General features: G+C 30.3%; 21 protein-coding genes. 10 read left to right on the top strand and 11 right to left on the bottom strand.

All coding sequences use genetic code 11. The annotated features are described in order from the left end of the window. Window positions 1-4: 4 nt before the first annotated feature. Together ABNT14_RS02980 and ABNT14_RS02975 are read right to left on the bottom strand one after the other, a co-directional pair. A complete protein-coding gene (locus tag ABNT14_RS02980) occupies window positions 5-322 on the bottom strand; it encodes an antibiotic biosynthesis monooxygenase family protein (RefSeq protein ID WP_101902316.1) in 318 nt (105 codons plus the stop codon). Continuing rightward, a complete protein-coding gene (locus ABNT14_RS02975) occupies window positions 319-825 on the bottom strand; it encodes a GNAT family N-acetyltransferase (RefSeq protein ID WP_101902317.1) in 507 nt (168 codons plus the stop codon). The genes ABNT14_RS02980 and ABNT14_RS02975 overlap by 4 nt, the downstream gene beginning before the upstream one ends. 39 nt (window positions 826-864) lie before the next feature. Between ABNT14_RS02975 and mtaB the strand changes: the two genes are divergently transcribed. The 4 genes from mtaB (at window position 865) to ABNT14_RS02955 (ending at window position 4,048) form a co-directional block, all read left to right on the top strand. Beyond that, a complete protein-coding gene (gene mtaB, locus ABNT14_RS02970) occupies window positions 865-2,184 on the top strand; it encodes a tRNA (N(6)-L-threonylcarbamoyladenosine(37)-C(2))-methylthiotransferase MtaB (RefSeq protein WP_101902318.1) in 1,320 nt (439 codons plus the stop codon). A 34-nt stretch (window positions 2,185-2,218) separates the two neighbouring features. Then, window positions 2,219-2,878 (top strand): alpha/beta hydrolase, encoded by a 660-nt coding sequence (locus tag ABNT14_RS02965; protein WP_101902319.1) that lies wholly within the window; start codon window positions 2,219-2,221, stop codon window positions 2,876-2,878. A 64-nt stretch (window positions 2,879-2,942) separates the two neighbouring features. After that, the gene (locus tag ABNT14_RS02960) at window positions 2,943-3,845 is read left to right on the top strand and encodes a lytic transglycosylase domain-containing protein (RefSeq protein ID WP_101902320.1); all 903 of its coding nucleotides are present in this window, start codon (window positions 2,943-2,945) and stop codon (window positions 3,843-3,845) included. A 2-nt stretch (window positions 3,846-3,847) separates the two neighbouring features. Then, window positions 3,848-4,048 (top strand): hypothetical protein, encoded by a 201-nt coding sequence (locus ABNT14_RS02955; protein ID WP_101902321.1) that lies wholly within the window; start codon window positions 3,848-3,850, stop codon window positions 4,046-4,048. Window positions 4,049-4,072: 24 nt separating this feature from the next. On the opposite strand, the gene ABNT14_RS12375 is transcribed toward ABNT14_RS02955, so the two are convergent. The 4 genes from ABNT14_RS12375 to ABNT14_RS02940 all read right to left on the bottom strand — a co-directional run bounded on the left by ABNT14_RS12375 (window position 4,073) and on the right by ABNT14_RS02940 (window position 5,323). After that, the gene (locus ABNT14_RS12375) at window positions 4,073-4,165 is read right to left on the bottom strand and encodes a DUF2196 domain-containing protein (RefSeq protein WP_145993516.1); all 93 of its coding nucleotides are present in this window, start codon (window positions 4,163-4,165) and stop codon (window positions 4,073-4,075) included. Window positions 4,166-4,335: 170 nt separating this feature from the next. Continuing rightward, window positions 4,336-4,527 carry a cold-shock protein gene (locus ABNT14_RS02950; RefSeq protein WP_101902323.1) on the bottom strand — a complete coding sequence of 64 codons (192 nt, stop codon included), beginning with the start codon at window positions 4,525-4,527 and terminating at the stop codon, window positions 4,336-4,338. 207 nt (window positions 4,528-4,734) lie between these two features. After that, complete coding sequence (locus ABNT14_RS02945) at window positions 4,735-4,926, bottom strand: cold-shock protein (RefSeq protein WP_101902323.1); 192 nt, start codon at window positions 4,924-4,926, stop codon at window positions 4,735-4,737. A gap of 205 nt (window positions 4,927-5,131) precedes the next feature. Further along, a complete protein-coding gene (locus ABNT14_RS02940; protein ID WP_101902323.1) occupies window positions 5,132-5,323 on the bottom strand; it encodes a cold-shock protein in 192 nt (63 codons plus the stop codon). 500 nt (window positions 5,324-5,823) lie between these two features. Between ABNT14_RS02940 and ABNT14_RS02935 the strand changes: the two genes are divergently transcribed. The 4 genes from ABNT14_RS02935 (at window position 5,824) to ABNT14_RS02920 (ending at window position 14,115) form a co-directional block, all read left to right on the top strand. Next, window positions 5,824-10,770, top strand: a complete 4,947-nt coding sequence (locus ABNT14_RS02935) for a PKD domain-containing protein (protein WP_200809372.1) — start codon at window positions 5,824-5,826, stop codon at window positions 10,768-10,770. Window positions 10,771-10,797: 27 nt separating this feature from the next. Continuing rightward, on the top strand, window positions 10,798-10,977 hold the full coding sequence (locus tag ABNT14_RS02930) for a hypothetical protein (RefSeq protein ID WP_101902324.1): 180 nt from the start codon (window positions 10,798-10,800) through the stop codon (window positions 10,975-10,977). 141 nt (window positions 10,978-11,118) lie between these two features. After that, window positions 11,119-13,104, top strand: a complete 1,986-nt coding sequence (uvrB, locus tag ABNT14_RS02925; RefSeq protein ID WP_101902325.1) for an excinuclease ABC subunit UvrB — start codon at window positions 11,119-11,121, stop codon at window positions 13,102-13,104. 27 nt (window positions 13,105-13,131) lie between these two features. Next, complete coding sequence (locus ABNT14_RS02920) at window positions 13,132-14,115, top strand: hypothetical protein (protein ID WP_101902326.1); 984 nt, start codon at window positions 13,132-13,134, stop codon at window positions 14,113-14,115. A 79-nt stretch (window positions 14,116-14,194) separates the two neighbouring features. Here the strand turns inward: ABNT14_RS02920 and ABNT14_RS02915 are convergent, their stop codons facing one another. The 5 genes from ABNT14_RS02915 to sucC form a co-directional block, all read right to left on the bottom strand. Continuing rightward, complete coding sequence (locus ABNT14_RS02915; protein ID WP_101902327.1) at window positions 14,195-14,539, bottom strand: hypothetical protein; 345 nt, start codon at window positions 14,537-14,539, stop codon at window positions 14,195-14,197. Window positions 14,540-14,982: 443 nt separating this feature from the next. Further along, window positions 14,983-15,405: a hypothetical protein gene (locus ABNT14_RS02910; RefSeq protein WP_101902328.1), complete on the bottom strand. Its 423-nt coding sequence runs from the start codon at window positions 15,403-15,405 to the stop codon at window positions 14,983-14,985. A 64-nt stretch (window positions 15,406-15,469) separates the two neighbouring features. Continuing rightward, a complete protein-coding gene (locus ABNT14_RS02905; RefSeq protein ID WP_180947576.1) occupies window positions 15,470-15,631 on the bottom strand; it encodes a hypothetical protein in 162 nt (53 codons plus the stop codon). A 52-nt stretch (window positions 15,632-15,683) separates the two neighbouring features. Further along, window positions 15,684-19,625: a VPS10 domain-containing protein gene (locus tag ABNT14_RS02900; protein WP_101902329.1), complete on the bottom strand. Its 3,942-nt coding sequence runs from the start codon at window positions 19,623-19,625 to the stop codon at window positions 15,684-15,686. A 279-nt stretch (window positions 19,626-19,904) separates the two neighbouring features. Next, entirely contained in the window at window positions 19,905-21,101 is a 1,197-nt protein-coding gene (gene sucC, locus ABNT14_RS02895; protein ID WP_101902330.1) for an ADP-forming succinate--CoA ligase subunit beta, read from the bottom strand. A gap of 226 nt (window positions 21,102-21,327) precedes the next feature. Between sucC and ABNT14_RS02890 the strand changes: the two genes are divergently transcribed. Further along, window positions 21,328-23,793 (top strand): DUF5916 domain-containing protein, encoded by a 2,466-nt coding sequence (locus tag ABNT14_RS02890; protein WP_101902331.1) that lies wholly within the window; start codon window positions 21,328-21,330, stop codon window positions 23,791-23,793. Window positions 23,794-23,893: 100 nt separating this feature from the next. Beyond that, window positions 23,894-24,562, top strand: coding sequence for an ABC transporter ATP-binding protein (locus ABNT14_RS02885; protein WP_101902368.1), 669 nt, complete (start codon window positions 23,894-23,896; stop codon window positions 24,560-24,562). Window positions 24,563-24,606: the final 44 nt, after the last annotated feature.

The raw sequence follows: 24,606 nt of genomic DNA, 5'->3' as shown, positions 1-24,606 counted from the left end.
TTAGTTACTTATTAAATCCATATTCACGTTCCACTTTACAAATTCGCAATTGATATTTTTTATACCATTGCGCTCTGCCCATTTCTCTAGCTTCTAGATGTTCAATATTATTTTTCCACTGAACAATTGCATCTAAATCTTGCCAATATGAAACGGTAATTCCGACTTTTGAACGAGCAAATTCGATACCTAAATACCCTTTTTGTTGCTTTGCTAATACTTCCATTTTAGTTGCCATAGCATCATATCCATTCAAATTATCCGATAATATCGTTGTAAAAATAACCGCATAATATGGCGTTTTTAAAGAATCTTCTATCATAAAATTAACTCATATTTTGTTTCAGGTAAGCCAATATCATCGCTTATTAAATTTTTAACTACTTTAAAATTAAAACGTTTTAAAATTTTACTAGAAGCAATATTTCTATCAATAACATAGGCTATAATTTTTTTCATTCCTACCCTTTTACAATAAACAATCAATCCTTCACATAACTCAGTCGCATAACCTTTCCCCCAATACTCCTGAATAAATCGATAACCAATTTCATCATCTTCTTTATTCTCAACATCTTTAATTAAACCTAAAGTACCTATAAAACGACTATCTGATTTTCGTTCTATTGCATAAATAAAAAAATCATTACTTGGTTTTTCATATTTTTTTATCAACGTTTTTAATTCCTTTTCACACTCTAAAATTGTTTTAACCTCACCTGTTGCATATAGCAAAACCAACGGGTTACTTTCTAGGCAATGAAAAGGTTTTAAATCAGTAAAAATAAGTTTTCTAATGAGTAATCTTTCCGTTTCAAAAATCATGAATAAAATTGTAATTTTGTAATCGATAAATGTACAAGAATGAACGCAGATAAAAAAGTAGCTTTTTATACTTTAGGATGTAAATTAAATTTTTCTGAAACCTCAACAATTGCTAGAAACTTTGTAAATGAAGGTTTTGAACGTGTCGGTTTTGATGAAAAAGCCCAAATATATGTAATAAATACCTGCTCGGTAACTGATAATGCCGACAAACGTTTTAAATCGATTGTAAAAAATGCTTTAAAACAAAATGAAGACGCTTTTATAATTGGCGTTGGTTGTTATGCCCAATTAAAACCCGAAGAATTAGCCAATGTAAATGGCGTTGATTTGGTATTAGGAGCAACTGAAAAATTTAACGTTACCAGTTATATCAACGATTTAACTAAAAATGATATTGGCGAGGTTCATTCTTGCGAAATTGAAGAAGCCGATTCGTATATTGGTGCATATTCCATTGGCGACCGAACTCGTGCATTTTTAAAAGTACAAGATGGTTGCGATTATAAATGTACTTATTGTACAATTCCGTTAGCTCGTGGTATTTCTAGATCAGATACTTTAGATAATGTTTTAAAAAATGCCAAAGAAATTTCTGAAAAAGGAATTAAAGAAATCGTGTTAACTGGTGTTAATATTGGCGATTACGGAAAAGGTGAATTCGGAAACAAAAAACACGAACACACTTTTTTAGAATTAGTTAAAGAATTAGATGATGTTGAAGGAATTGAACGCTTGCGTATTTCTTCTATTGAGCCTAATTTATTAAAAGATGAAACTATCGATTTTGTATCGAAATCGAAAACTTTTGTGCCTCATTTTCACATTCCTCTGCAATCTGGTAATGATGAATTATTGAAAAAAATGAAACGTCGTTATTTAACAAAAACCTATACTAACAGAACGCAAAAAATTAAAAAAGTAATGCCAAATGCCTGTATTGGCGTTGATGTTATTGTAGGTTTCCCTGGTGAAACAGATGAATTATTTTTAGAAACATACAATTACTTGAACGAAATGGATATTTCATATTTACATGTATTTACTTATTCTGAAAGACCAAACACAGAAGCTGTTGGTATGGACGGAATAGTTCCCAAAAACGTACGTGCAAAGCGAAGTAAAATGTTACGTGGTTTATCTGTTAAAAAACGTAGAGCATTTTATGAAACTCAAATAGGAAACACCTTAACAGCTTTATTTGAAAGTGAAAATAAAGAAGGATATATTCATGGTTTTACACAAAATTATGTAAAAGTTAAAACTCCTTGGAACCCTGAATTAGTAAATACTTTACACAGTGTTACCTTAACTAAAATTGATGAAGATGGTTTAGTTCGTTTTAATTTTGATGACTAAAATTTAATGAATTTTGATAAAAAAATAAATATTAATGGAAAAAAAACACCTCTATTTTGTACCTGGTTTAGGAGCAAATACCAAAATATTTGAATACTTAAATTTATCAAAAGAAAAATTTGAACTTCATTTTCTAGAATGGTTATTGCCTATTTCTATTGATGAAAGCATCGAAGCATATGCTCGAAGAATGTGCGAAAATATTCATCATGAAAATCCTATTTTAATTGGGGTTTCTTTTGGAGGAATTATGGTGCAGGAAATGAGCAAAATTATTAGTTGTGAAAAAGTAATTTTAATCTCAAGCATTAAAAATAATAAAGAATTGCCAAAACGCTTAAAATTAGCTTATATAACAGGCATTTACAAACTTTTTCCATCAAAAATAATTGCAAATATAGAACACTATGAACGTTACTTTTTTAATGATTATCTAAAAAAACGAGCCGAATTATATAAAATATATTTATCAAAAAGAGATGAAAATTATTTACAATGGTCGGTTTATAACGTATTGCATTGGCAACAAAGTGAAACTTTATCAAACATAACCCATATACACGGAACTGATGATGAAGTTTTTCCTGCAAAAAATCTTCAAAATTATATTAAAATTGAAAAAGGAACACATATTATGATTTTAAATAAAGCAAAAACTATTTCTGAAATTTTAGAAAAAGAATGTTTTAAATAGTTAACTTGTTATAAATAGCTGAAAATTAGAAAAAGAGTTTAAATTTACTTAAAAATTAAAGAAAATGAATAAATCCATCCGTTTTTTATCACTTATAACTATTAGTTTTGTAGCCGTATTATTTACAAACACTATCAGTCAAAAAAAAGAACCCAAAATAAAAAATGTAGCTGAAAGCTATGAAATTAGAGCTGTAAAAGCGCCAAGTTATATGGAATTAGCTGGTGAGCGTGTTCCCTTAGAAAAAGCAGATGTTAAAGAACATATGGACCGTGAATTATTGGTAAATACCTATTGGCAATCTAACGGATTATTATTAATAAAACGTGCCAATAAATTTTTTCCAATTATAGAACCTTTATTAGAAAAATATGGAGTGCCTGATGATTTTAAATATTTATGCGTTGCCGAAAGTGCTTTAATTAATATTCCATCATCAAAAGGTGCCGCTGGATACTGGCATTTTATGCCTGCCACTGGACGTGAATATGGACTAGAAGTAAATAGAAATGTAGATGAGCGTTATAATTTAGAGAAATCGACAAGAGTTGCTGCCGAATATTTAAAAAAAGCTAAGAAAAAACTAGGTTCTTGGACACTTGCAGCAGCTGCTTATAATGCTGGAAATGGTCGAATTTCACAACGTTTAAAGCAACAACAAGTTGATAATTACTATGATTTACTTTTAAATAGTGAAACTAGCAGATATATTTTTAGAATTTTAGCTTTAAAAGAAGTTTTATCAAACCCACATAAATATGGTTTTATGTATGATCAGGAAGACCTATACACCTTTCCTGTAACCTATAATGTTAAAGTAAATACGTCAATCACAAACATTACCAACTTTGCAAAAAAATATGAGGTTACTTATAAAGAGTTAAAATTAGTAAACCCTTGGTTGCGAGAATCAAAGTTAAATAATAAAAGTAAAAAAACATATACTATTAAAATACCTGTTAATTAATAATGAAAAAAGCAATCCCATTTATATATATTATATTAGGAATTTTTATTTTAGCAGAATCAATTTCTAATTTCCTAGAAAACAAAGAATTATATAGAGTTTTTTTCAGTATTACTACTCAAAGTAAATATATATACTTACTTGTAAAAGTATTATTTGCTAGTTTATTTTTAGTAGACGGAATTAAAAAACTTAAAAAATAATAGTTCAACAGCAAATTAGCTTGGCTAGTTTGCTGTTATTTTTTGTACTCTTCCTACAATTACAGGTACTAATTCTACTTTTATTCCATGAGGATAATTTACTGAACTTGTTAATATTTAACTTACAACCCCTGAAGTTAATTTACCTGTTCTTTACTGTTTTAACCACAGTACATTGTAATATCTTTTTTATTTGTTACTGTATATTTAGTTTCTTTTTTAAAATAAAAAAACCTATCAATAAATTGATAGGCTTCTTTAAAAAGTTTTTACTCTGGTAAAATATATTATAATACTCTTACGTCTACAGCGTTTAATCCTTTTCTTCCTTCTTGTAATTCGAATTCAACTTCGTCATTCTCACGAATTTCATCGATTAATCCTGATACATGTACAAAATGTTCTTTGTTTGTTCCTTCTTCTGTAATAAATCCAAATCCTTTTGACTCATTGAAGAATTTTACGGTACCTCTATTCATAATATAAAAAATATATGTTGCTTACTTAATTGATTACAACGTTTTGCAAATGTAACACCAAATATTTAATTTTCAGGTAAATATTTGATATTATTACAATTATATTTTATAAGAAGATACAATAATTAGTTGTTCTGACCTTTTACAACAAAAAGCCTATCAATAAATTGATAGGCTTTTTAAAAAAGTTTACTCTGGTAAAATATATTATAATACTCTTACGTCTACAGCGTTTAATCCTTTTCTTCCTTCTTGTAATTCAAATTCAACTTCGTCATTCTCACGAATTTCATCGATTAATCCTGATACATGTACGAAATGTTCTTTGTTTGTTCCTTCTTCTGTAATAAATCCAAATCCTTTTGACTCATTGAAGAATTTTACGGTACCTCTATTCATAATATAAAAAATATATGTTGCTTACTTAATTGATTGCAACGTTAATTGTATTACAAATGTAATGCCAAAATTTTAAAATAAGGGTGAATTGCAATTATTTTTTTCAACTTATTTGAAAACAAAATTTAAATTCATTTATAACAGCAAAAAAGCCTATCAATAATTAATAGGCTCTCTTTAAAAAGTTTACTCTGGTAATAATATATTATAATACTCTTACGTCAACAGCATTTAATCCTTTTCTTCCTTCTTGTAATTCGAATTCAACTTCGTCATTCTCACGAATTTCATCGATTAATCCTGAAACATGTACAAAATGTTCTTTGTTTGTTCCTTCTTCTGTAATAAATCCAAATCCTTTTGACTCGTTAAAGAATTTTACTGTACCTCTATTCATAATAATTAATTATATGTTAGTTACTTTAGTGTAAACAACGTTTATTTAGTTGCAAATGTATTGTTTTTTTTTTGAAAAAAACAATAAATAATTGTTGTATTATTCTTTTTTCACTTCCTAATTAAAGTTTATAACTCCCTATTATTTAACTAAAAATTAAGCGATTAAAAAACAAATAAACTTTTTAACTATTCTCTTGTTTATCTATTTAAAATAATTAATTTAGCACTAAAACAACATTAAAATTATGATATAAATATTATTAATAGCTTAAAAATGAATTTTTAATAAAACTAAATCAATTATTATGGCTTAATATTACCCAATTCTTTTCATATATTAATAATAACAATACAATAAAACAAATACCTAAGAAAAAATTGAATAACAATAAAAAGAATACTTAAAGTTATCATTATGTAAAAATCAATCATGTAACAAATACTAAAAAAGAAGTTTCTCTTTTTATCTATAAAATTTTATTTAATAAATACATCTTTATGAGTTTCAAAAATTATTTATCAACACTTTGCTTTTTACTGATTGCTTTTACTGCTTTCAGTCAAAAAAAAACCACAAACGGTTGTGGTACAAAACTGTCACAAAAAGACAAAACTAAATTTCGACAATCAATATCAAAATTTAAAAGAGAACAACAAACCAATAAAAGAGTAGGGATAAGAAATTATCAAATTCCTGTGGTTTTTCATATTCTACATAACGGACAAGGTGAAGCAGGTTCTGTTAGTAAAGAAAATATGGCATGCCGAATTAACGACGTAATGGAAGTTGTTAATAAAGATTTTCGTGGTGAATTCCCTAGATGGAATAATTCCGACCCAAGATTTGACGGCGTAAAACAAAAAATGGATAACATCGAATTTTTACTAGCTACCGAAGACCCTGATGGAAACCTTTTAGAAACTCCAGGTATGAATTGGCTTATCGAAGACGGGCTTGTAGAAGATGGTTACGACCCTAAAATTACCACAAACGATTGGTGGTGGGGAAAAAATGGTAAATATTACTTACAAGTATTTATTGTATCTCATTCCAATGGAATATCGGAAGGAAAATGGCAATCTGGACATGCTTTTTTACCTATACAAGACGCAGTTCCAAGAGTTGTATTTAACTGGAGATATGTAGGAAGACAAACTGCTTGTACTGATAATCCATCATCAAGTTCAGAAGGCTATGCAAAAGTAATGTCTCATGAATTTGGTCATTATTTCGGATTAAGACATACTTTTCATGAAAGTGATACCGATAAAGGAACTTGGACTGTTGAAAATGATGGAATTGACGATACTCCTCCAACAATGGGCTCTGAAGGATGTAATAGAGACGTTTTAAATGCTTGTGGCGTATATTCTAATTTGGAAAACTACATGGATTATAATGTTGATTGTCAAATTATGTTTACAAAAGACCAAGTTACCGTAATGAATAAATGGCTTGAAGATACTTCTGAAGCAAAATACCCTAGAAGTTTACTTTGGCAAACAAATAATTTGATTGCTACAGGTATATTACCTCATGCTCCAGTTGCTAATTTTAAAAGCAATGTAACAGCTATTTGTAGTAATCAGCCTGTAGAGTTTAACGACAATTCAACAGGAAATCCAACTTCTTGGAAATGGACTTTCGAAGGAGGAACACCTGCTACATCTTCAGAAAAAAACCCAACTGTTACTTACGCAACTAAAGGACAATACAAAGTAAAATTACAAGTTTGGAATAGTGTTGGTGTAGGTTATAGTGAAATTGAAACAGCAAATTTTATTGATGTTGATCAACATGCAACAGCTGATACTACCGAAAATTTTGAAGGAACTTTTCCTCCTCAAGGATGGAAAGTTATCAATCCTGATGGAAAACTAGCTTGGGGAAAACGTAGCGACGCAGGAAATGGCGATTCGTCATGTGTGGTTATGAACAACGCCGATAACGACAAAATTGGTGAAGAAGACTACTTACAATTGCCTTTTTATAATTTAACAAATGCTAAAAATGCACAACTTTATTTTGATGTTGCTTATGTTAAATTTGATGAAGTGAGTGCCGATATGCTAAAAGCCGAAGTTTCTACCGATTGTGGAGCTACTTGGACAGAAGTATATTCAAAAACACACACCGAATTAGAAACTGCTTTATCTGCCTTATCGCCAAATGATTGGATTCCTAATCAAGAATCACATTGGAGAAAAGAATTAGTCGATTTAAGCGATTATGACGGACAAGCAAATTTAGCCATTCGTTTTAAAAATATATCAGGATACGGAACTCGTGTTTGGCTAGATAACGTAATCGTTGCCTTAGATAATAGCAATGGTCCAGTAGTCGATTTTTATACTAAAAAAAGAAATTCAGTATGTGAAAGTGAAGTGGTTCAATTTTTTGATACCTCAACAGGAACAACAGCAACTTCATGGAATTGGAAATTTCCTGGAGGAACTCCTGCCACTTCTACCGAGCAAAATCCTACGGTTACCTATAATACTTACGGAAATTATAACGTAAGTTTAAAAGTTGAAAATACTGATGGTTCATCAGAAAAAACCATAGAGAATTTTGTCGTTTTAAAAACACCAACGACGCAATCTTTTACTGAAGATTTTTCAGGAACCTTCCCTCCTGCCAATTGGAATATTCGTAATTTCGATGGAAAATTAGAATTTGAACAAAGTAATTTGGCTGGAAATGGCGATGGTTTTTGTATGATGATGAACAATGCCGATAATGAAACTGTTGGTGAATTAGATGAAATTATCATGCCTTCTTTAGATTTATCCGTAGGCGCTACCGATTTTTATTTCGATGTTGCTTATACTAAATTTGATGATGCAAGTCCTGATAAATTGGCAGTTATGGCTTCTAGCGATTGTGGTGCTACTTGGCAAACTTTATACGATAAAACACATACTGTTTTAGAAACTGTAAATGTTGTTGATGACCCTGCAACAGATGCAAATGAACCTAATAATTGGATTCCTACCACAGCATCAGACTGGAGAAAAGAGCGTGTAAATCTTAGTGATTATCAAGGATTATCAAACGTATTAGTAAAATTTGTAAATACATCAGGATACGGAACTCGTATTTGGATTGACAATGTTACCGTTAATTTCGATAGTAAAGAAAAACCAACTTCTAGTTTTGAAAAACAAGGAGAAAGTGCCTGTCTAGGAAACAATGTACAATTTAATGATACCTCAACAGGAGTACCAACTTCTTGGGCTTGGACTTTTGAAGGCGGAACACCTGCAACTTCAACAGAAAAAAACCCAGTAGTAACCTACGATACCGCAGGGAATTATAGCGTAACTTTAACCGCCACAAATGCCACAGGAACAGGAACAACCACCACCAAAACAAATTTTGTTACCGTAAAAGATGTTACTGCTTTACCATATAATCAAAACTTTGAAGGAACATTCCCTATTGCTAATTGGGAAATTATAAATCATGATAATGATGAAATTTTATGGGAAAAAAGAGATGATGCTGGTAATGGAGACTCTTCTTGTATGATTATCAATAATGCCGATAATCCTACGGATAAAATCGATGAATTAATTATCAATCCATTAGATTTTTCTTCGGAAGGAGATAAAAAAATGGCTTTTGATGTATCATATACTAAATTCACCAACGCATATACTACCGATGCAGAATCAGATTCTCCTGATAATTTAATCGTGTTAGTTTCTAAAAATTGTGGATTAACTTGGACGGAAGTTTACAATAAAACACATACTGAATTAGAAACAGTTCAAGTTCGTGACTTAGAAGCAACTCCTGATAAAAATGAGGCAAATGATTTTGTTCCTTCAAAAGCATCTGACTGGAGAAAAGAGAGCATCGATTTAAATGATTTTACAGGAAATTCAAGTATTTTAATCAAATTTAAAAATATTTCAGGATACGGAACTCGTATTTGGATTGATAATTTAAGTGTAACCTCAACAATTACCAATGACGATATTACTTGGAAAGGAACTACGGATAATGATTGGAACACAGCATCAAACTGGAGTACAAATTCTTTACCAACCTCAACGAGTCGTGTGGTAATTCCTGCTGGATTATCAACATATCCAACAGCAAATAATGATGTTGTATTTAACAGTTTAACTATTGAATCGGGTGCTACTTTTATGGCTAAAGCAAACGTTACAGGAACGGTTACTTATAAGAGAAACATCGAAAATACCGATTGGTATTTAATTTCATCGCCTTTAAAAGAGGAAACTCTTGAGAATTTTATTACTGGTGGAACACTTTCTTTTGCATCAGGAACACGAGGAAATATCGGTTTTGCACCTTTTAATAATGAGCATCTTACCAAAGCTTGGGATTATCAAACAATAAATTCTACAGGAAATTTTGACCTAGCAAAAGGATATTCACTAAAATTAGCAACGCCTAGCGATATTTCTTTCACAGGAAAAATAAATACCAATGATGTAAACATCGAAATTAATAACGGTGCTAGGAATAACTATAATTTAGTTGGAAACCCGTTTACAACTTATGTTAATTCAAAAACTTTTACAGCAAATAACGCATCAAAAATTTCTGAAAAAACAATTTGGATTTGGAACGGAACAATTTATGAAACGTATAATGATGAAAATCCGTTGGAAATTGCACCTGCACAAGGTTTCTTTATAGAAACTACTGACGCATTACCTGCAAATAGTAGTATTACTTTTGCAAAAGCAAATCAAAGTCATCAAAATACCGATACTTTTAAAAGAGAAGCACCGAAAACTTCTTTTGAATTATTTGTAGAAGATGAAACTCGTCAGAAATCAACCAAAGTATTTTATGCAAACAATAAAACCACTGGTTTTGATAACGGTTCAGATTCTAAATTATTTGGGGGAGTTTCTAGTAATTTCGAAGTATTTACCGAATTAATTTCTGATAATAAAGGAAATAAATTAGCGATTCAAACCTTGCCAACTTCTAAAATTGAAGAACTAGTAATTCCTGTTGGATTAACAACAAAAATGGGTAAAGAAGTAAGTATTTCTGTAGATGCTAAAAATCTTCCTGCGGATGTAAAAATCTATTTAGAAGATAGAATTGCCAATACATTTACCAATATTTCTGATAAAAAAATTGTAGTTAAAAATAACACAAAAGGAGCTGGACAATTCTATATTCATACAACTTCAAAAAGACCTGATGTTATTGTTAATAAAGGTTTAGAAAATGTAAGTATTTATAAATCTGATAATAATGCGATTACCATTACAGGTTTACAAACACAAAACGCTACTTTAAAAGTATATTCGATGTTAGGGAAAAGAGTTTTTGAAACTTCATTCAAATCAACAGGAGTTAGCCTAATTCAATTACCAAAAACATCGAAAGGCGTTTATATTGTCGAATTAATTTCAAATACAGGAAAAATTACTAATAAAATTATTTTATAATAATTTTTAATAAAAAACATAAATATTATGAAAAAACAAACCGAAGACAATAATAATATTTCAAGAAAAGAAGCCTTGAAAAAAATAGGAAAATACGGAAAATATGCTAGTTTAACAGCATTAGGAACCTATATGATTTTGAATCCGCAAAAAGCACAGGCACAAAGCCCAACTGGTCCTGAAGCTCCAGGTACTGGTGGATTTTAATTAAATTAACTTCTTTTACATTACTAAAACCCTCGAAAAATTCGAGGGTTTTTATTTGCCTATTTTCCTTCAAAATTTCATTATAAAAAACAGCATTGAACACCGATAGTTTTTAACACAAACAATCCGTATTTTTGTTTTATGAATTTTGAATTACACTCCAACTTTAAGCCAACTGGCGACCAGCCAACCGCTATAAAACAATTAGTAAACGGATTAAATACCAACGAAAAACACCAAACACTTTTAGGTGTTACTGGTTCTGGTAAAACTTTTACCGTAGCAAATGTTGTTGCCCAAGTAAACCGTCCTACCTTAGTTTTAGCGCATAATAAAACATTGGCGGCGCAATTATATGCCGAATTCAAGCAGTTTTTTCCTAAAAATGCAGTTGAATATTTTGTTTCTTATTACGATTATTATCAGCCCGAAGCCTATATTCCTGTTACAGGAACTTTTATCGAAAAAGATTTATCTATTAATGATGAAATAGAGCGCCTGCGAATTAGCACCTCTTCATCCCTACTTTCTGGGCGTAGAGATATTATTGTTATCGCATCGGTTTCTTGTTTATACGGAATTGGAAATCCGAAGGAATTTAAAAAAAATGTAATTCCTATAAAAGTCGATCAACAAATTTCACGCACCAAGTTTTTACACAAACTAGTTACCAGCTTATATTCTCGCACCGAAACCGAAATAAAAAGTGGTACTTTTAAAGTAAAAGGCGATGTGGTAACTATTTACCCATCCTATGGCGATAGCGGCTATAAAATTCATTTTTTTGGCGATGAAATTGAAGAAATCGAAACTTTTAACATCGAAAATAACCAACGTATTGAAAAGTTAAACGAACTCACTATTTACCCTGCCAACTTATTTGTAACCTCTCCCGATGTATTGCAGAATGCCATTCACAGCATACAAGATGATATGGTAAAACAAGTCGATTATTTTAAAGAAATCGGAAAACATTTAGAAGCAAAACGCTTACTAGAACGCACTGAATTCGATTTAGAAATGATTCGTGAATTAGGCTATTGTTCAGGAATTGAAAATTATTCTCGATATTTAGATGGACGAGAATCAGGCACTCGCCCCTTTTGTTTGTTAGACTATTTTCCTGACGATTTTTTAATGGTTATTGATGAAAGCCACGTTACTATTCCACAAACTCACGCCATGTACGGTGGCGATAAAAGCAGAAAAGTAAACTTAGTAGAATACGGTTTTCGCTTGCCTGCGGCAATGGATAATCGTCCGTTAAAATTTGAAGAGTTTGAAGAATTACAAAATCAAGTAATTTATGTATCGGCAACGCCTGCCGATTATGAATTGCAAAAAACCGAAGGCGTATTTGTAGAGCAAGTAATCCGCCCAACGGGTTTATTAGATCCAATAATTGAAGTCCGCCCCAGCGAAAATCAAATTGATAATTTAATTGAAGAAATACAAATTCGTGTAGAAAAAGACGAGCGTACTTTAGTAACCACCTTAACAAAACGAATGGCGGAAGAATTAGCCAAGTATTTAACCCGAATTCAAGTTCGTTGTCGTTATATTCATTCGGATGTAGATACTTTAGAGCGTGTTCAAATAATACAAGATTTACGAAGAGGTTTGTTTGATGTTTTAATTGGTGTCAATTTATTGCGTGAGGGTTTAGATTTACCCGAAGTATCGTTAGTTGCTATTTTAGATGCCGATAAAGAAGGTTTTTTACGCAGTCATCGCTCGATTACCCAAACCGTTGGTAGAGCCGCAAGAAATGTAAACGGACGTGCTATTTTATATGCTGATAAAATAACCAATAGCATGAAACGCACTATAGATGAAACCAATTATAGGCGTAAAAAACAGCAAGATTACAATACTAAAAATGGTATTACGCCAACGCAAATCAACAAAAAACTAGATAATACGCTTTCTCAAGATACTATTACTTCTTTTCATTATGATAACGCGATTGATAAGGTTGCAAAACAAGATTTGCAGTTTTTATCTAAAGAAGAAATAGAAAAACGCATCAGAAATAAACGAAAAGAGATGGAATCTGCTGCTAAAAATTTAGATTTTATGGTAGCCGCAAAATTGCGTGACGAGATTGCTGTTTTAAAAAAAGCTTAGAATCATAAAAAAGCCGACTAACAATAAATGAAAAAGCATAACAAAAAAATATTCCTAATAATTACAGTTCTCTTTTTAATACAACAATGCACCGATATTAATTTAATCCCCGCATTTGTATTAAATAAAAGTGATTACAAATATTTAAGCGATAATATTAGTGCTAAAAATTATGTTGTGAACAGAGTTTCAGAATATAATTATTCATTTATTACCTATGATACAATCAATAATTATTTTATTATAGATGATTCATACAGTAAAACAAAAATAGATTCTAAGGGTAATATCAAAATAAAAATACCGCATCCTTCTGGAAATTTACCTTACAAAACTCATTATGTATTTACAGACAGTACAATATGTGACCTTTCTAAAGATAAATTACAAATGATTCAATATTATAAAAAAATAAATCCTGATAAACAGAACTGGTTTTTATTATTTAAAGAATATTACCATAAAGCAACTACCGTTATTTATGGTAATGATGATAAAATCTATTTAAAAATTAAAGAAGGTTGGGTTCTTTTTCGTTCATTTAATGGGCCTTATTTAGATGGCGATTATATCACTGAAAGAACATTAAAAGGGTATCCTGCAAAACAAAGAAAGTTAATCTATTTAAAAAGTTTGAAATCTTTTAGATATTCAGATTGGAGTCACGGTAGCTATTATCCTGAAGATAAAATAAAATACTTAGACCAAAAAATAAAGAAGATTTCATTTAAAAAAATAGGCGTTTCTGGAACATTTACATATACTTCAATAATTTCTCAACATTTTGGAATTGAGTACTATAAATTCAAAAAAAAAAATGGGTTTATTAGGTTTAAAGAAAGTGCTAACAAATACCCTTTTATACTTTTTAAATCTAAACGATACGTAAGTCATTATACTATTCCTGAAAAATTTAAGACAAAAACAGAGGTTTCTTTTATAGATTGCTCTTATCCTTCAAACCAATATGAAAGTAAAAGTGATGGTTTATATATTGTTAAACCTAAATAATTAGTTTTATTATTCTTAAAAACAAAAAAGGCTTCTATGAATATCATAAAAGCCTTTTAATAAAATTTATTCTTTTAAATTATTTAGCTGCCACTAAAGTAACAGGTAAATTATACACATCAGTTGTAACTTTTCCTGCTATTTTCTTGTAATTTAAGCTGGTTTTGATATAGTTTTCTATTCTTTGATTATCATTTTTTGAATTTACAGATAATACTATCAATTCATTTTTACTGTTTACTGTTAATTTAACGATTACAGATACGTCAGAGTTCAATTCAAATTTAGGGTTCTTTAATAATTTATGAACCTCTTTGTTTATTAATACTAATTCTTCTTTTTTATCCGAAGGATTTGTAGCGTTCGCAACTAATACGTTTACTGATAAAAAAAGTGCTACTAATAAAAATTTAATTGTTTTCATAATGTTTTTTAATAAGGTATTTTAACCAAATTTTTGTTTTCTTTATATTTTTTTCTGTCCTATTAACCTTTATAGTTAATTAATTGTCAAAATGTTACTGGGTTTGCAAACCAGTACAAACTTACGGCAGAATAATGGTTACAATGTTAGAAAACCTTTAACATAAACTCATAAAAAAGTTACTTAAAAATGGGTTAAAAAGCTAAATTTATCGCTTTTTTAAAAACAGCTTAAAAATTCTAAATAATAAGATATTAATTAATGAAAGATTTTGATAATAAAATAGAATTATCAGTATCTATTTTGCAACTAAAAACCAAAAGACTTAGAATATCTATAATTTTAAAATTACATATTTACAAAAAAAAGGCGTAACAATTAGTTCACATTAAGAATAAAAACATGATTTACAATCAATTAAACACTAAAAAATATCGTTTTTTTTATCTTCTTAATCGTTTTTTTTCAACAGTTACTTTTCCTTCTAAAATTAAAGGTTTGTTTTTTACTAAAACATTTAACTTTAAATGCTCGATGCTTTCTCTAGGAAAAACAGCCTTCCCTACATTAATACTAACATGATAAGTACCCGCAGATAGTATTTCTTGCTGATTTTTAAGCTTTCCGTTTGGAATTTCAATAATCGTTAAATTTTGATATTTTTTATCAGCAATTTCTATTGATACAATTTTAAACGCCTCTTTTGACGATTCTATAATAACAGAATACTTCATTTTTGAGGTATCAAACCTAGAACCTGCCGAAATATATTGTTTTTTAATGTCGCTTATAAAAACCGATTTACAACTAAATAATAAAGGCATAATTAGCATCATTATAATTTTAGAACTATTATTCAATATCATTTATATATTTTTTATAAAAAACACGATACTACAATTGTAATACCGTGTTTTATACTAATAATTATTAAAAATTTGTACCTGGAATATCAGGTGTATTTGGGCTTTGCGCCTGTGCTTTTTGAGGATTCAAAATTAAATAGGTTCCTAATGCGGTTAAACTAGCATATTTACCGTATTTACCTATTTTTTGTAGCGCTTCTTTTCTATTTATTTTATCTGAATTCATTTTGTCTTAATTTTACGATGCCGTAGTTATTTGGGCTTCATTTTTATATCAATTATTTTACAACAACCTTTTTTGTTGCTCTTTTATTTCCTGAAACAACTTTAACAATATAAACACCTGCTGGTAAATTATTTAAATCTACTCCTTTAAACTCAGCTGGTTTTAGTGTTTTACTTAATACTTTTTTACCTATAATATCAAATAAATCGATTGTTAATGAAATTGAATTATGACCAATTACTTGTAAGAAATTATTATCCGTATAAACTTTTAAACTTGATGCAACTAATTTCGTTTCTAACTCATTTAAAGCTCTTTTAGAAAAATGTATATAAAATCGTCCAAATTCATTTGAGTTTTTCTGTAAAGTTACTTCATAATTTTTGGTATTGCTTATTTCATGAAATTTTGCGGTTTCTTTATCTTCTATAAAAACCTTTATGTTTCCAGGTAAATTATGAATTTCTGATGAAAAAACTACCTTTTCTTTTGATGTTGCGGTAAGTTTTAAAGGAATAATTTGACCTTCAATATCATCCGAAGAAACCGATTGAATTGCATATTCATTACTTTTTACTTCATTTATAATTTTAGAAGTTAAATCAAATGTAGCATCTCCAAAATTTATAATATCCATTGCTACATCAAATCCTTGAGTCGCATTTTTTGAAAAAATAATATCGGTATTTACCTTTATTTTTTCTTTTTCAACAAATACTTTTACAAAAGAATTTTGGCTTCTGTTAAAGGTATTATTCCCCTTTAAAATTGTTTTTGTACCAATATTAGCTTTCTTAAAAATTACTTTTTCATCAGTTGATGATGCTTTTGTTTTGATAAAAAACCCTTGACCTGGCGCTAATACTTTTTGAGTTGATGATGCTAAATTAGTGTAAGCAACATATTTATTTTGAGTACTTTCCCATAAGTATATTGCCTGTGCATTAGCCGCTAATTTACTAGTATTATTTGTGATAAAATTTTCTGAAATACTTTTATTTATAGGATAATATGCCGAAAAAGGATTTCCAATAGCATTCCATTTATCAGAAGATACACTTACATTTAAATTACTATTATACATTGCTCCTGAAAAAGAAACCGCACCAGCTGTTTCTCTAGAAATGGCATAACCTGTTCCGTTTTCAAACAATGTATTTTCACTAATATTTTGATCAAAATACTCCCATTTAGTCCCTACTAAATTGGCGTCATTATATTTCGATATTGCATATTTAGAAGTAGCATTTTTTCGAATATCATTTGATACTTTCGATGCAAAACCTTTAATCGATTGACCAATTACAGGCGATGAAATTAAAGACCATTTATTCGCTAATAAACCACCTCTATTATACATAAGATTACCTGTTGCATTTCCATTTACCATAAAAACACCACTATTGGTTTCATCTGATAAAATTGATACAAAAGTATTGTCGTTTATTGTTGATACATAATCATTAACAACCGTTAAACTATTGGTGTTTTTTATCTCTAATTTAGCATTGTTAATTTCTAATGATTTTACTGTAACTCCATCTACATTTACCGATACTACATCTTGCTCTTGTTTTATTGCAACATCATCAACTGAAGTTGGTAATGTTTTACCTTCCCAATTTGTAATTTCAGACCAATTATTATTGGTAACACTTTTAAAATGTTTTTGATCGTTATAAACCCACATTCCTCTACCAAAAGTACCGACATAAACATTTCCATTACTTTTACTTACTTTAATGTCACTAATAATAACATTTGGTAAACCAGCACCTAATTTTGTCCAGTTAGTAGTTGTATTATTGGTATAATAAAGACCTAATTCAGTTCCTACATAAATAGTTTCATTGCTTTTATTAGTGTCTAATATTATTTTTTTCATGATAATGTTAGGCATATTAGCACTTATATTTACCCATGAAGCACCATTATCGGTACTTTTATAAATTTTTTCACCAGCATTATACGATGCCACTGTTGCATAAACAATAGCTGTATTTGGTACGGCATACACACTATTAATAGATAAATTTGAAGCTGGATTAGAAATTGTAACCCAAGTTGCACCATCATCATTACTTCTTCTTAGTTCTTTATCTGCTCCTAAATAACCTATAGCAAAAATTCTTGTAGCACCATTATATAAAGACACATCTAAAAAAGAAGTTTCTACTAAACCTGTATTTAGAGCCACCCAATTAACACCTCTGTCTGTAGATTTTTTTACATCACCATGCCCTGCGTAAATAGTTGCTGCAATTGTTGGGTGTAAAGCTAAAGGAGAAATAAAATCAGCATCATTTGAATCCGAAAGAATTGTTACAGATGAATATGCACTACTTGAATACCCATCATTTGTTCTGTATAAAGCACCATAAGTTCCGCCTAAATAGCGAATATTTGAATCTGAAATATCAATTCCTGTAGCTGTTCCATCACCTGCTGAACAAGCTACCCATTTTTGACTACCACCTTTTGAAACTTTTGAAAAACCATCATTATCTTGATTTGCCATCATATAATCATCACCATTAAGTCCTTCTGTAATGGCTATATTATAAGGTTGAGAAATTACCAAACCATCTGAGATATCGGTCCAACCACCTGTTGCACTTGTAGCAGTAAAAGCACCTTTATGAACTCCACCATCATGACTATTTATTACGGTAACACCATCGGATAAAAAAGATAAGTAATGATGATCAGGATGTACATAAAAACCGACCCCTCGAGGATCATCATAGGCGTTTAAATACATTGAAAAAGAAGCACCATTATCTGTCGATTTATACACATTTACACCTCCTACAAGAATATCATCTTTGTTTGTAGGCGACACAGCAATACATTGGTTATAACCCCACTGTGAATTAAAATTAGTTATAGTTGTTTCACTAATTTTATCGGCAGCGGTATCGGTATTATCAAAACGAAAAACTGTAAAAATACCATCTTGGGTAATTCCATAAAAATTTTCAGTATCATTTACAGAAGTAGTTAACTTTAACTTTTTAGGATTAAAACCTTGCAAAACTGAATGCTCTGAAAAATTATTACCGCCATCAGAAGAATACCACAAACCTCCATAAGCATCAGATACTACTACTTTATTAGAATTATTAGGATCAAAAATTATAGTTTGAAAATTATCACCAGTATAATTTGGGGTCGTATTCATATTAACCCAAGTAGCACCACTATCTGTAGATTTTTGAATTTCATTATTGGTCAGTGCATAAATTGTAGTAGACGAATTAGGCGCAAAACTTAAATCTCTAATATATTCATTATCCGTTAATGAAAACGTTAAACCTGTTACAGCCCAATTTTCACCTGCATCTATTGACTTAAACAAACCTATTGAATTAACATGTCCTCCATCTTCATCACCAGTAGCCATATATAATATGTCGGAATTTTGAGGATCAATAATAATATCGGTAACTCCTAAACCTGCTAAATCATCTGTTTTAGGCAACCAAGTTGTTCCGCCATCTGTTGTTTTCCACAAACCTCCTGCGGCAGATCCGGCATACATTATTTGTGCATTATTAGCGTCTGTTGCTACTACGTTAACCCTTCCTAAACCTGGATATGCAGTATACCCGTTTTCTAACACATTTTTTTTAGGACCTATTTGCTCCCACGACGTAACGGTATTTGACCTTTGTGATTTTGTATTTGAATTATTTAATAAAAGATCGATGTATTCTTTTTTATTTTCTTTCTTAACAAAAGAACCGTCAGCGTTAATTCTGTCTTTCCAAATCCAAACCCAACGTTCAAACTGTTTTGTTGCTTTCTTTTCTTTTTTTGATACAACCCCTCTTGAGCGTTGTTTTCTTTCCGATAACTCTTTTCTTGTTTTATGTACAATTTCAAAAAAATTTGCTCCTTCTTTTAAAGAGGCTTCTTTGTAATTTGTAATTTGAGCGCTTACCTGAAAGGTAAAAGCAATTAAAAAGAGTAGTTTTACTATTATTTGTTTCATTTATAAATATTTAGGGGATTAATAATCAAAAGTAAGATGAAAAAAGATACAGCAACACACAAATGCGATGAACACACATTAAATAGCAGTAAGAAACTGTTTTTAAGAAGTAAAATTGCCTATACATGATTTTATTGGTACTTTTAAAAGATTCAAAAAACACCTAAAATAATTTATCAGGTAACAACTTTTTCACTTTATTAGGTCTATAAGTTACAAAAAAATCGCCTCATAAATAAATTATGAGGCGATTTCAATATATAAACAAAAAATTAATTTCTAAGCTTCTAAAACTTCTGCAACTTTATCAGCAGCTTCTTGAAATTCAGTAGCTGAAATAATTTCCATTCCACTGTTATCAATTAATTCTTTCGCTTCTTTTGCATTTGTTCCTTGTAAACGACAAATAATAGGTACATTAATTTTGTCTCCCATATTTTTGTAAGCATCTACAACTCCTTGAGCAACACGGTCACAACGAACGATTCCTCCAAAGATATTTACTAAAATAGCTTTTACGTTGGTATCTTTTAAAATAATTCCAAAAGCAATTTCAACACGTTCAGCATCGGCAGTACCTCCAACATCTAAAAAGTTAGCTGGCTCACCACCTGCTTGCTTAATTAAATCCATAGTTCCCATTGCAAGTCCTGCTCCGTTTACCATACACCCAACATTACCATCTAAATCTACATAGTTTAAACCTGCAGCTTTAGCTTCTACTTCAATAGGGTTTTCTTCACGTAAATCACGCATTGCAGCATAATCTTTATGACGATATAAAGCGTTTTCATCTAAAGTAACTTTAGCATCAACCGCCATAATTTTATCATCAGATGTTTTTAACACAGGGTTAATTTCAAACATTGCTGAATCAGATTTGATATATGCTGTATATAAAGCACTAGCAAACTTTACCATTTCTTTTAAAGCAGCACCACTTAAACCTAAGTTAAAAGCAATTTTACGCGCTTGAAAAGGCATTAATCCTAAAGCAGGATCAATTTCTTCTGTAAAAATTAAATGAGGAGTTTCTTCGGCAACAGTTTCAATATCCATTCCACCTTCGGTAGAATACATAATCATGTTTTTACCAGTAGCACGGTTTAATAAAACTGACATGTAATATTCGTCTGGCTCACTAGCTCCAGGATAATATACGTCTTCACATATTAACACTTGGTTTACTAATTTACCTTCCGCTGAAGTTTGAGGTGTAATTAACATCATTCCTAAAATATCATTAGAAATATTTTTTACGTCCTCTAAGTTTTTAGCCAACTTAACTCCACCACCTTTTCCACGACCACCTGCGTGTACTTGTGCCTTAATTACGTGCCAACCTGTACCGGTTTCTTCCGTTAATTGCTTTGCTGCCGCAACAGCTTCTTCTGGTGTATTTGCAACAATTCCTCGTTGAATACGAACCCCAAAACTGTTTAATATTTCTTTACCTTGATATTCGTGTAAGTTCATTAGATATGAATTTTTAAAGTCCAACAAAAATACAAATTCAATTTACAATACATTACTATTTAGTATAATTATTACTATTTTCTTATAACTTTTATTTTGGGTTTTCTTTTCGTTTCATTGTAACACGCATTTTTTAACACCTATTTAATGTAATTAACATTAAATTGTGATTTTAAAGCTTAAATCCTAAATATTTTTACAAACCTCCTTAAGCCCTTGACTAACTATGTATAAAACAACCTCATTATTGATTTTAATGCTATTTATCTGTAAAAATAGTATTGCACAAGAAATTCATAAAAAAAGAAAAAAATTATCCGCTACACGCATACAAACACCCCCGGTTATTGATGGGGTTATAAATGAATCAATATGGGAAAAAGCCCCTATTGCTAATAATTTTGTAATGATGCGTCCCACTAACGGACAAAACGAACCTAGCACTCATAAAACTCAAGTAAAGTTAGTGTACGATAATGATGCTATTTATGTAAGCGCTTTTATGTATGCGCCAAATCCTGCTAAAATACCTGCCGAATTTAACAACAGAGACAACATAGGAAATGCTGATTTTTTTATGCTGATGATAAACCCAAATGATGACGGGCAAAACCCAACCATGTTTATTGTTAGTGCCGCAGGAGTTCAGGCAGATTCAAAAGTAGCTAACGGTAATGAAGATTTTAATTGGAATGCTGTTTGGCAAAGTGCCATTAAAATAAACAAAAATAGCTGGACGGTAGAAATGAAAATACCCTACAGAGCTTTACGTTTTACAAACAGCGATGTACAGTCATGGGGAATTAATTTTCATCGAGAAGTTAAAAATTTAAATGCACGTTTTACATGGAATCCTATTGATAATACACAAGGAAACTGGACACAATACGACGGTTTACTAGAAAACTTAAAAAATATTACACCACCTACTCGTTTAAATTTTTACCCATACACATCGGCAACAACAACTTCTTTTAAAGGAAAAACAAATTTTGATTGGAGCGTTGGTATGGATGTAAAATATGGGCTTACCGAAAATTTTACTTTAGACGCCACTTTAATTCCTGATTTTGGACAAACCGCTTTTGATAATGTTACCCTAAACTTAGGTCCTTTTGAACAGCAATTTTCAGAGCAACGACAATTTTTTACCGAAGGAACGGCTCTTTTTACCAAAGGAAATTTATTTTATTCTCGTAGAATTGGAGGTAAACCAATAAAAAATGCTTCTGTAAATGAGCAAACAGAAACCCTTATTGAATCGCCTAAAAAAGTACAAATGTTAAACGCTATAAAAGTTTCTGGTAGAACAAAAAAAGGCTTAGGTATTGGTTTTTTTAATGCCGTTACTGCCAAAACAATCGCCACAATTCAAAATAACACCACCAAAGAAAATAGAGAACAAGTTATTAATCCTCTGTCAAACTACAATATTTTAGTTTTAGATCAGCAATTTAATCAAAATTCAGCGGTAACTTTAATTAATACAAACGTTACTAGAAATGGACATTTTAAAGATGCTAATGTTACAGGTTTACTTTGGCATTTAGAAGATAAAAACAGTAATTACAATATAGATGGTTCTGTTAAAATGAGTAATATTTCCGATGATAAAAACAACCCGAATACTGGTTATACATTTGACACTAGCATTGGTAAAAAGTCTGGAAAATGGCGGGGTGAAATTGGTTATAACTTAAAAAACAAAGATTTTAACCCAAATGATATGGGAATTTTATTTCGTAATAACCAACAAGCTATTTATGGATTTACGGCATATCATTTATTAAAACCTACAGGTATTTTTAATAATTACAAAATAAATACTGCTTACAATATTAACTTTTTACACAATCCTGGCACTTATACAGGTAGCAATATAAACACCGCTTTTCAGGCAGAAACTAAAAAACGTTTTTCTTTTGGGGCAAACATAATTTATAGCAGTAAACGTAAAGATTTTAACGAACCAAGACAAGGAACAACAAGCGGAATTTACTTTAAAAGACCACAAAGAACACGCATTAGCCACTGGGGATCTACCGATTACAGAAATAAATTTGCTATTGATTATAACTGGAGATATTCTTTTTTCAAAAACAATCCAAAAGAAAATTATGGCTTTAAAATTTCTCCAAGATATCGTTTTAACAATCAATTTTCGTTAGTTTATGGCTTTAAATACGGGCAGACAAACAATGGACAGGGTTTTGTAAATGATATAAATCAAGAAGATATCGATAAAAACCCAATACTTTCTCCTTTTTTAGATGAAATTATCTTCGGTCAAAGAAACTGGACTCGCTTCAATAATTCGTTAACAGGTAAATATAGTTTTAATACAAAATCAACACTTTCTTTAGCTTTCAGACACAATTGGAGTAAAGTTCCTTATAAGGAGCAATTTTATACTTTAAATAAAAATAATGGCGAATTAATTGAAAGTAATTATACCGACAATCATCATAAAAATTTTAATAGTTGGAATATTGACCTTAATTATTTGTGGCAGTTTGCCCCAGGTAGTCAATTAACTGCTTTTTATAGAAATACCATTTCTAATGATACAGATGTTGCTACTCAAAATTTCTCAGAAAATTTAGAATCACTTTTAAAAGAAGACAATCAACATACTTTTTCTGTCCGTCTTGTTTATTTTATTGATTACAACAATATCAAAAAATTAATTTAACACGGTTTTAATTTATCTTTTGAAATCAGACTTGCTTTAAAAGGCTATCTAATTTCTTTTTTATACATTCGTTACCTTGAAAATAAAACGAGGATTATCTATGATTATAGCTAAAAATATCCATAAATACTATGGTGATGTTGAAATTTTAAAAGGCGTAAATCTTCATATTAAAAAAGGAGAAATTGTTGCTATTGTTGGGCCTTCTGGAGCCGGAAAAACAACACTTCTTCAAATTTTAGGAACTTTAGATAGCCCCCAAAAAACACAAAACTACGAGTTATTATTAAATACTATTTCAATCAAAGGATTAAGCGACAAAGCTATTTCTTCTTTCAGGAATAAACACATCGGATTTATTTTTCAATTTCATCAATTACTACCTGAATTTACAGCACTCGAAAACGTCTGTATTCCTGCTTTTATTAGCGGAAAAGCGAAATCAGCAACTCAAAAAAGGGCAAAAGAATTATTATCATTCTTAGGATTATCGCACAGAGAAAACCATAAGCCAAACGAACTTTCAGGAGGAGAGCAACAACGAGTAGCCGTAGCGAGAGCCTTAATTAACGAACCCGCTGTTATTTTTGCCGATGAACCATCAGGAAATTTAGATTCTACCTCAGCAGAAAATTTACATAAATTATTTTTTGAATTACGAGACAAATTTGGGCAAACCTTTGTATTGGTAACCCACAACAAAGAACTAGCTCAAATGGCAGACAGAACCCTGACCATGAAAGACGGAATTATTGTTGATCCAACATAGAAATTTCAACATAAAAAAAAGCGAAACTTTAAGTGTTTCGCTTT

It is taken from the genome of Tenacibaculum dicentrarchi, from assembly GCF_964036635.1.
Classification (GTDB): Bacteria; Bacteroidota; Bacteroidia; order Flavobacteriales; family Flavobacteriaceae; genus Polaribacter; species Polaribacter dicentrarchi.
The sequence above is the reverse complement of the archived record's forward strand: the minus strand, read 5'-3'. Positions and strand labels throughout refer to the sequence as shown.

Bases quoted from the DNA above. Each gene is read 5' to 3' on its own strand.
- ABNT14_RS02980 (WP_101902316.1), bottom strand. From the start codon at position 322: ATGATAGAAGATTCTTTAAAAACGCCATATTATGCGGTTATTTTTACA.
- ABNT14_RS02975 (WP_101902317.1), bottom strand. From the start codon at position 825: ATGATTTTTGAAACGGAAAGATTACTCATTAGAAAACTTATTTTTACT.
- mtaB (WP_101902318.1), top strand. From the start codon at position 865: ATGAACGCAGATAAAAAAGTAGCTTTTTATACTTTAGGATGTAAATTA.
- ABNT14_RS02965 (WP_101902319.1), top strand. From the start codon at position 2,219: ATGGAAAAAAAACACCTCTATTTTGTACCTGGTTTAGGAGCAAATACC.
- ABNT14_RS02960 (WP_101902320.1), top strand. From the start codon at position 2,943: ATGAATAAATCCATCCGTTTTTTATCACTTATAACTATTAGTTTTGTA.
- ABNT14_RS02955 (WP_101902321.1), top strand. From the start codon at position 3,848: ATGAAAAAAGCAATCCCATTTATATATATTATATTAGGAATTTTTATT.
- ABNT14_RS02950 (WP_101902323.1), bottom strand. From the start codon at position 4,527: ATGAATAGAGGTACCGTAAAATTCTTCAATGAGTCAAAAGGATTTGGA.
- ABNT14_RS02945 (WP_101902323.1), bottom strand. From the start codon at position 4,926: ATGAATAGAGGTACCGTAAAATTCTTCAATGAGTCAAAAGGATTTGGA.
- ABNT14_RS02940 (WP_101902323.1), bottom strand. From the start codon at position 5,323: ATGAATAGAGGTACAGTAAAATTCTTTAACGAGTCAAAAGGATTTGGA.
- ABNT14_RS02935 (WP_200809372.1), top strand. From the start codon at position 5,824: ATGAGTTTCAAAAATTATTTATCAACACTTTGCTTTTTACTGATTGCT.
- ABNT14_RS02930 (WP_101902324.1), top strand. From the start codon at position 10,798: ATGAAAAAACAAACCGAAGACAATAATAATATTTCAAGAAAAGAAGCC.
- uvrB (WP_101902325.1), top strand. From the start codon at position 11,119: ATGAATTTTGAATTACACTCCAACTTTAAGCCAACTGGCGACCAGCCA.
- ABNT14_RS02920 (WP_101902326.1), top strand. From the start codon at position 13,132: ATGAAAAAGCATAACAAAAAAATATTCCTAATAATTACAGTTCTCTTT.
- ABNT14_RS02915 (WP_101902327.1), bottom strand. From the start codon at position 14,539: ATGAAAACAATTAAATTTTTATTAGTAGCACTTTTTTTATCAGTAAAC.
- ABNT14_RS02910 (WP_101902328.1), bottom strand. From the start codon at position 15,405: ATGATATTGAATAATAGTTCTAAAATTATAATGATGCTAATTATGCCT.
- ABNT14_RS02905 (WP_180947576.1), bottom strand. From the start codon at position 15,631: ATGAATTCAGATAAAATAAATAGAAAAGAAGCGCTACAAAAAATAGGT.
- ABNT14_RS02900 (WP_101902329.1), bottom strand. From the start codon at position 19,625: ATGAAACAAATAATAGTAAAACTACTCTTTTTAATTGCTTTTACCTTT.
- sucC (WP_101902330.1), bottom strand. From the start codon at position 21,101: ATGAACTTACACGAATATCAAGGTAAAGAAATATTAAACAGTTTTGGG.
- ABNT14_RS02890 (WP_101902331.1), top strand. From the start codon at position 21,328: ATGTATAAAACAACCTCATTATTGATTTTAATGCTATTTATCTGTAAA.
- ABNT14_RS02885 (WP_101902368.1), top strand. From the start codon at position 23,894: ATGATTATAGCTAAAAATATCCATAAATACTATGGTGATGTTGAAATT.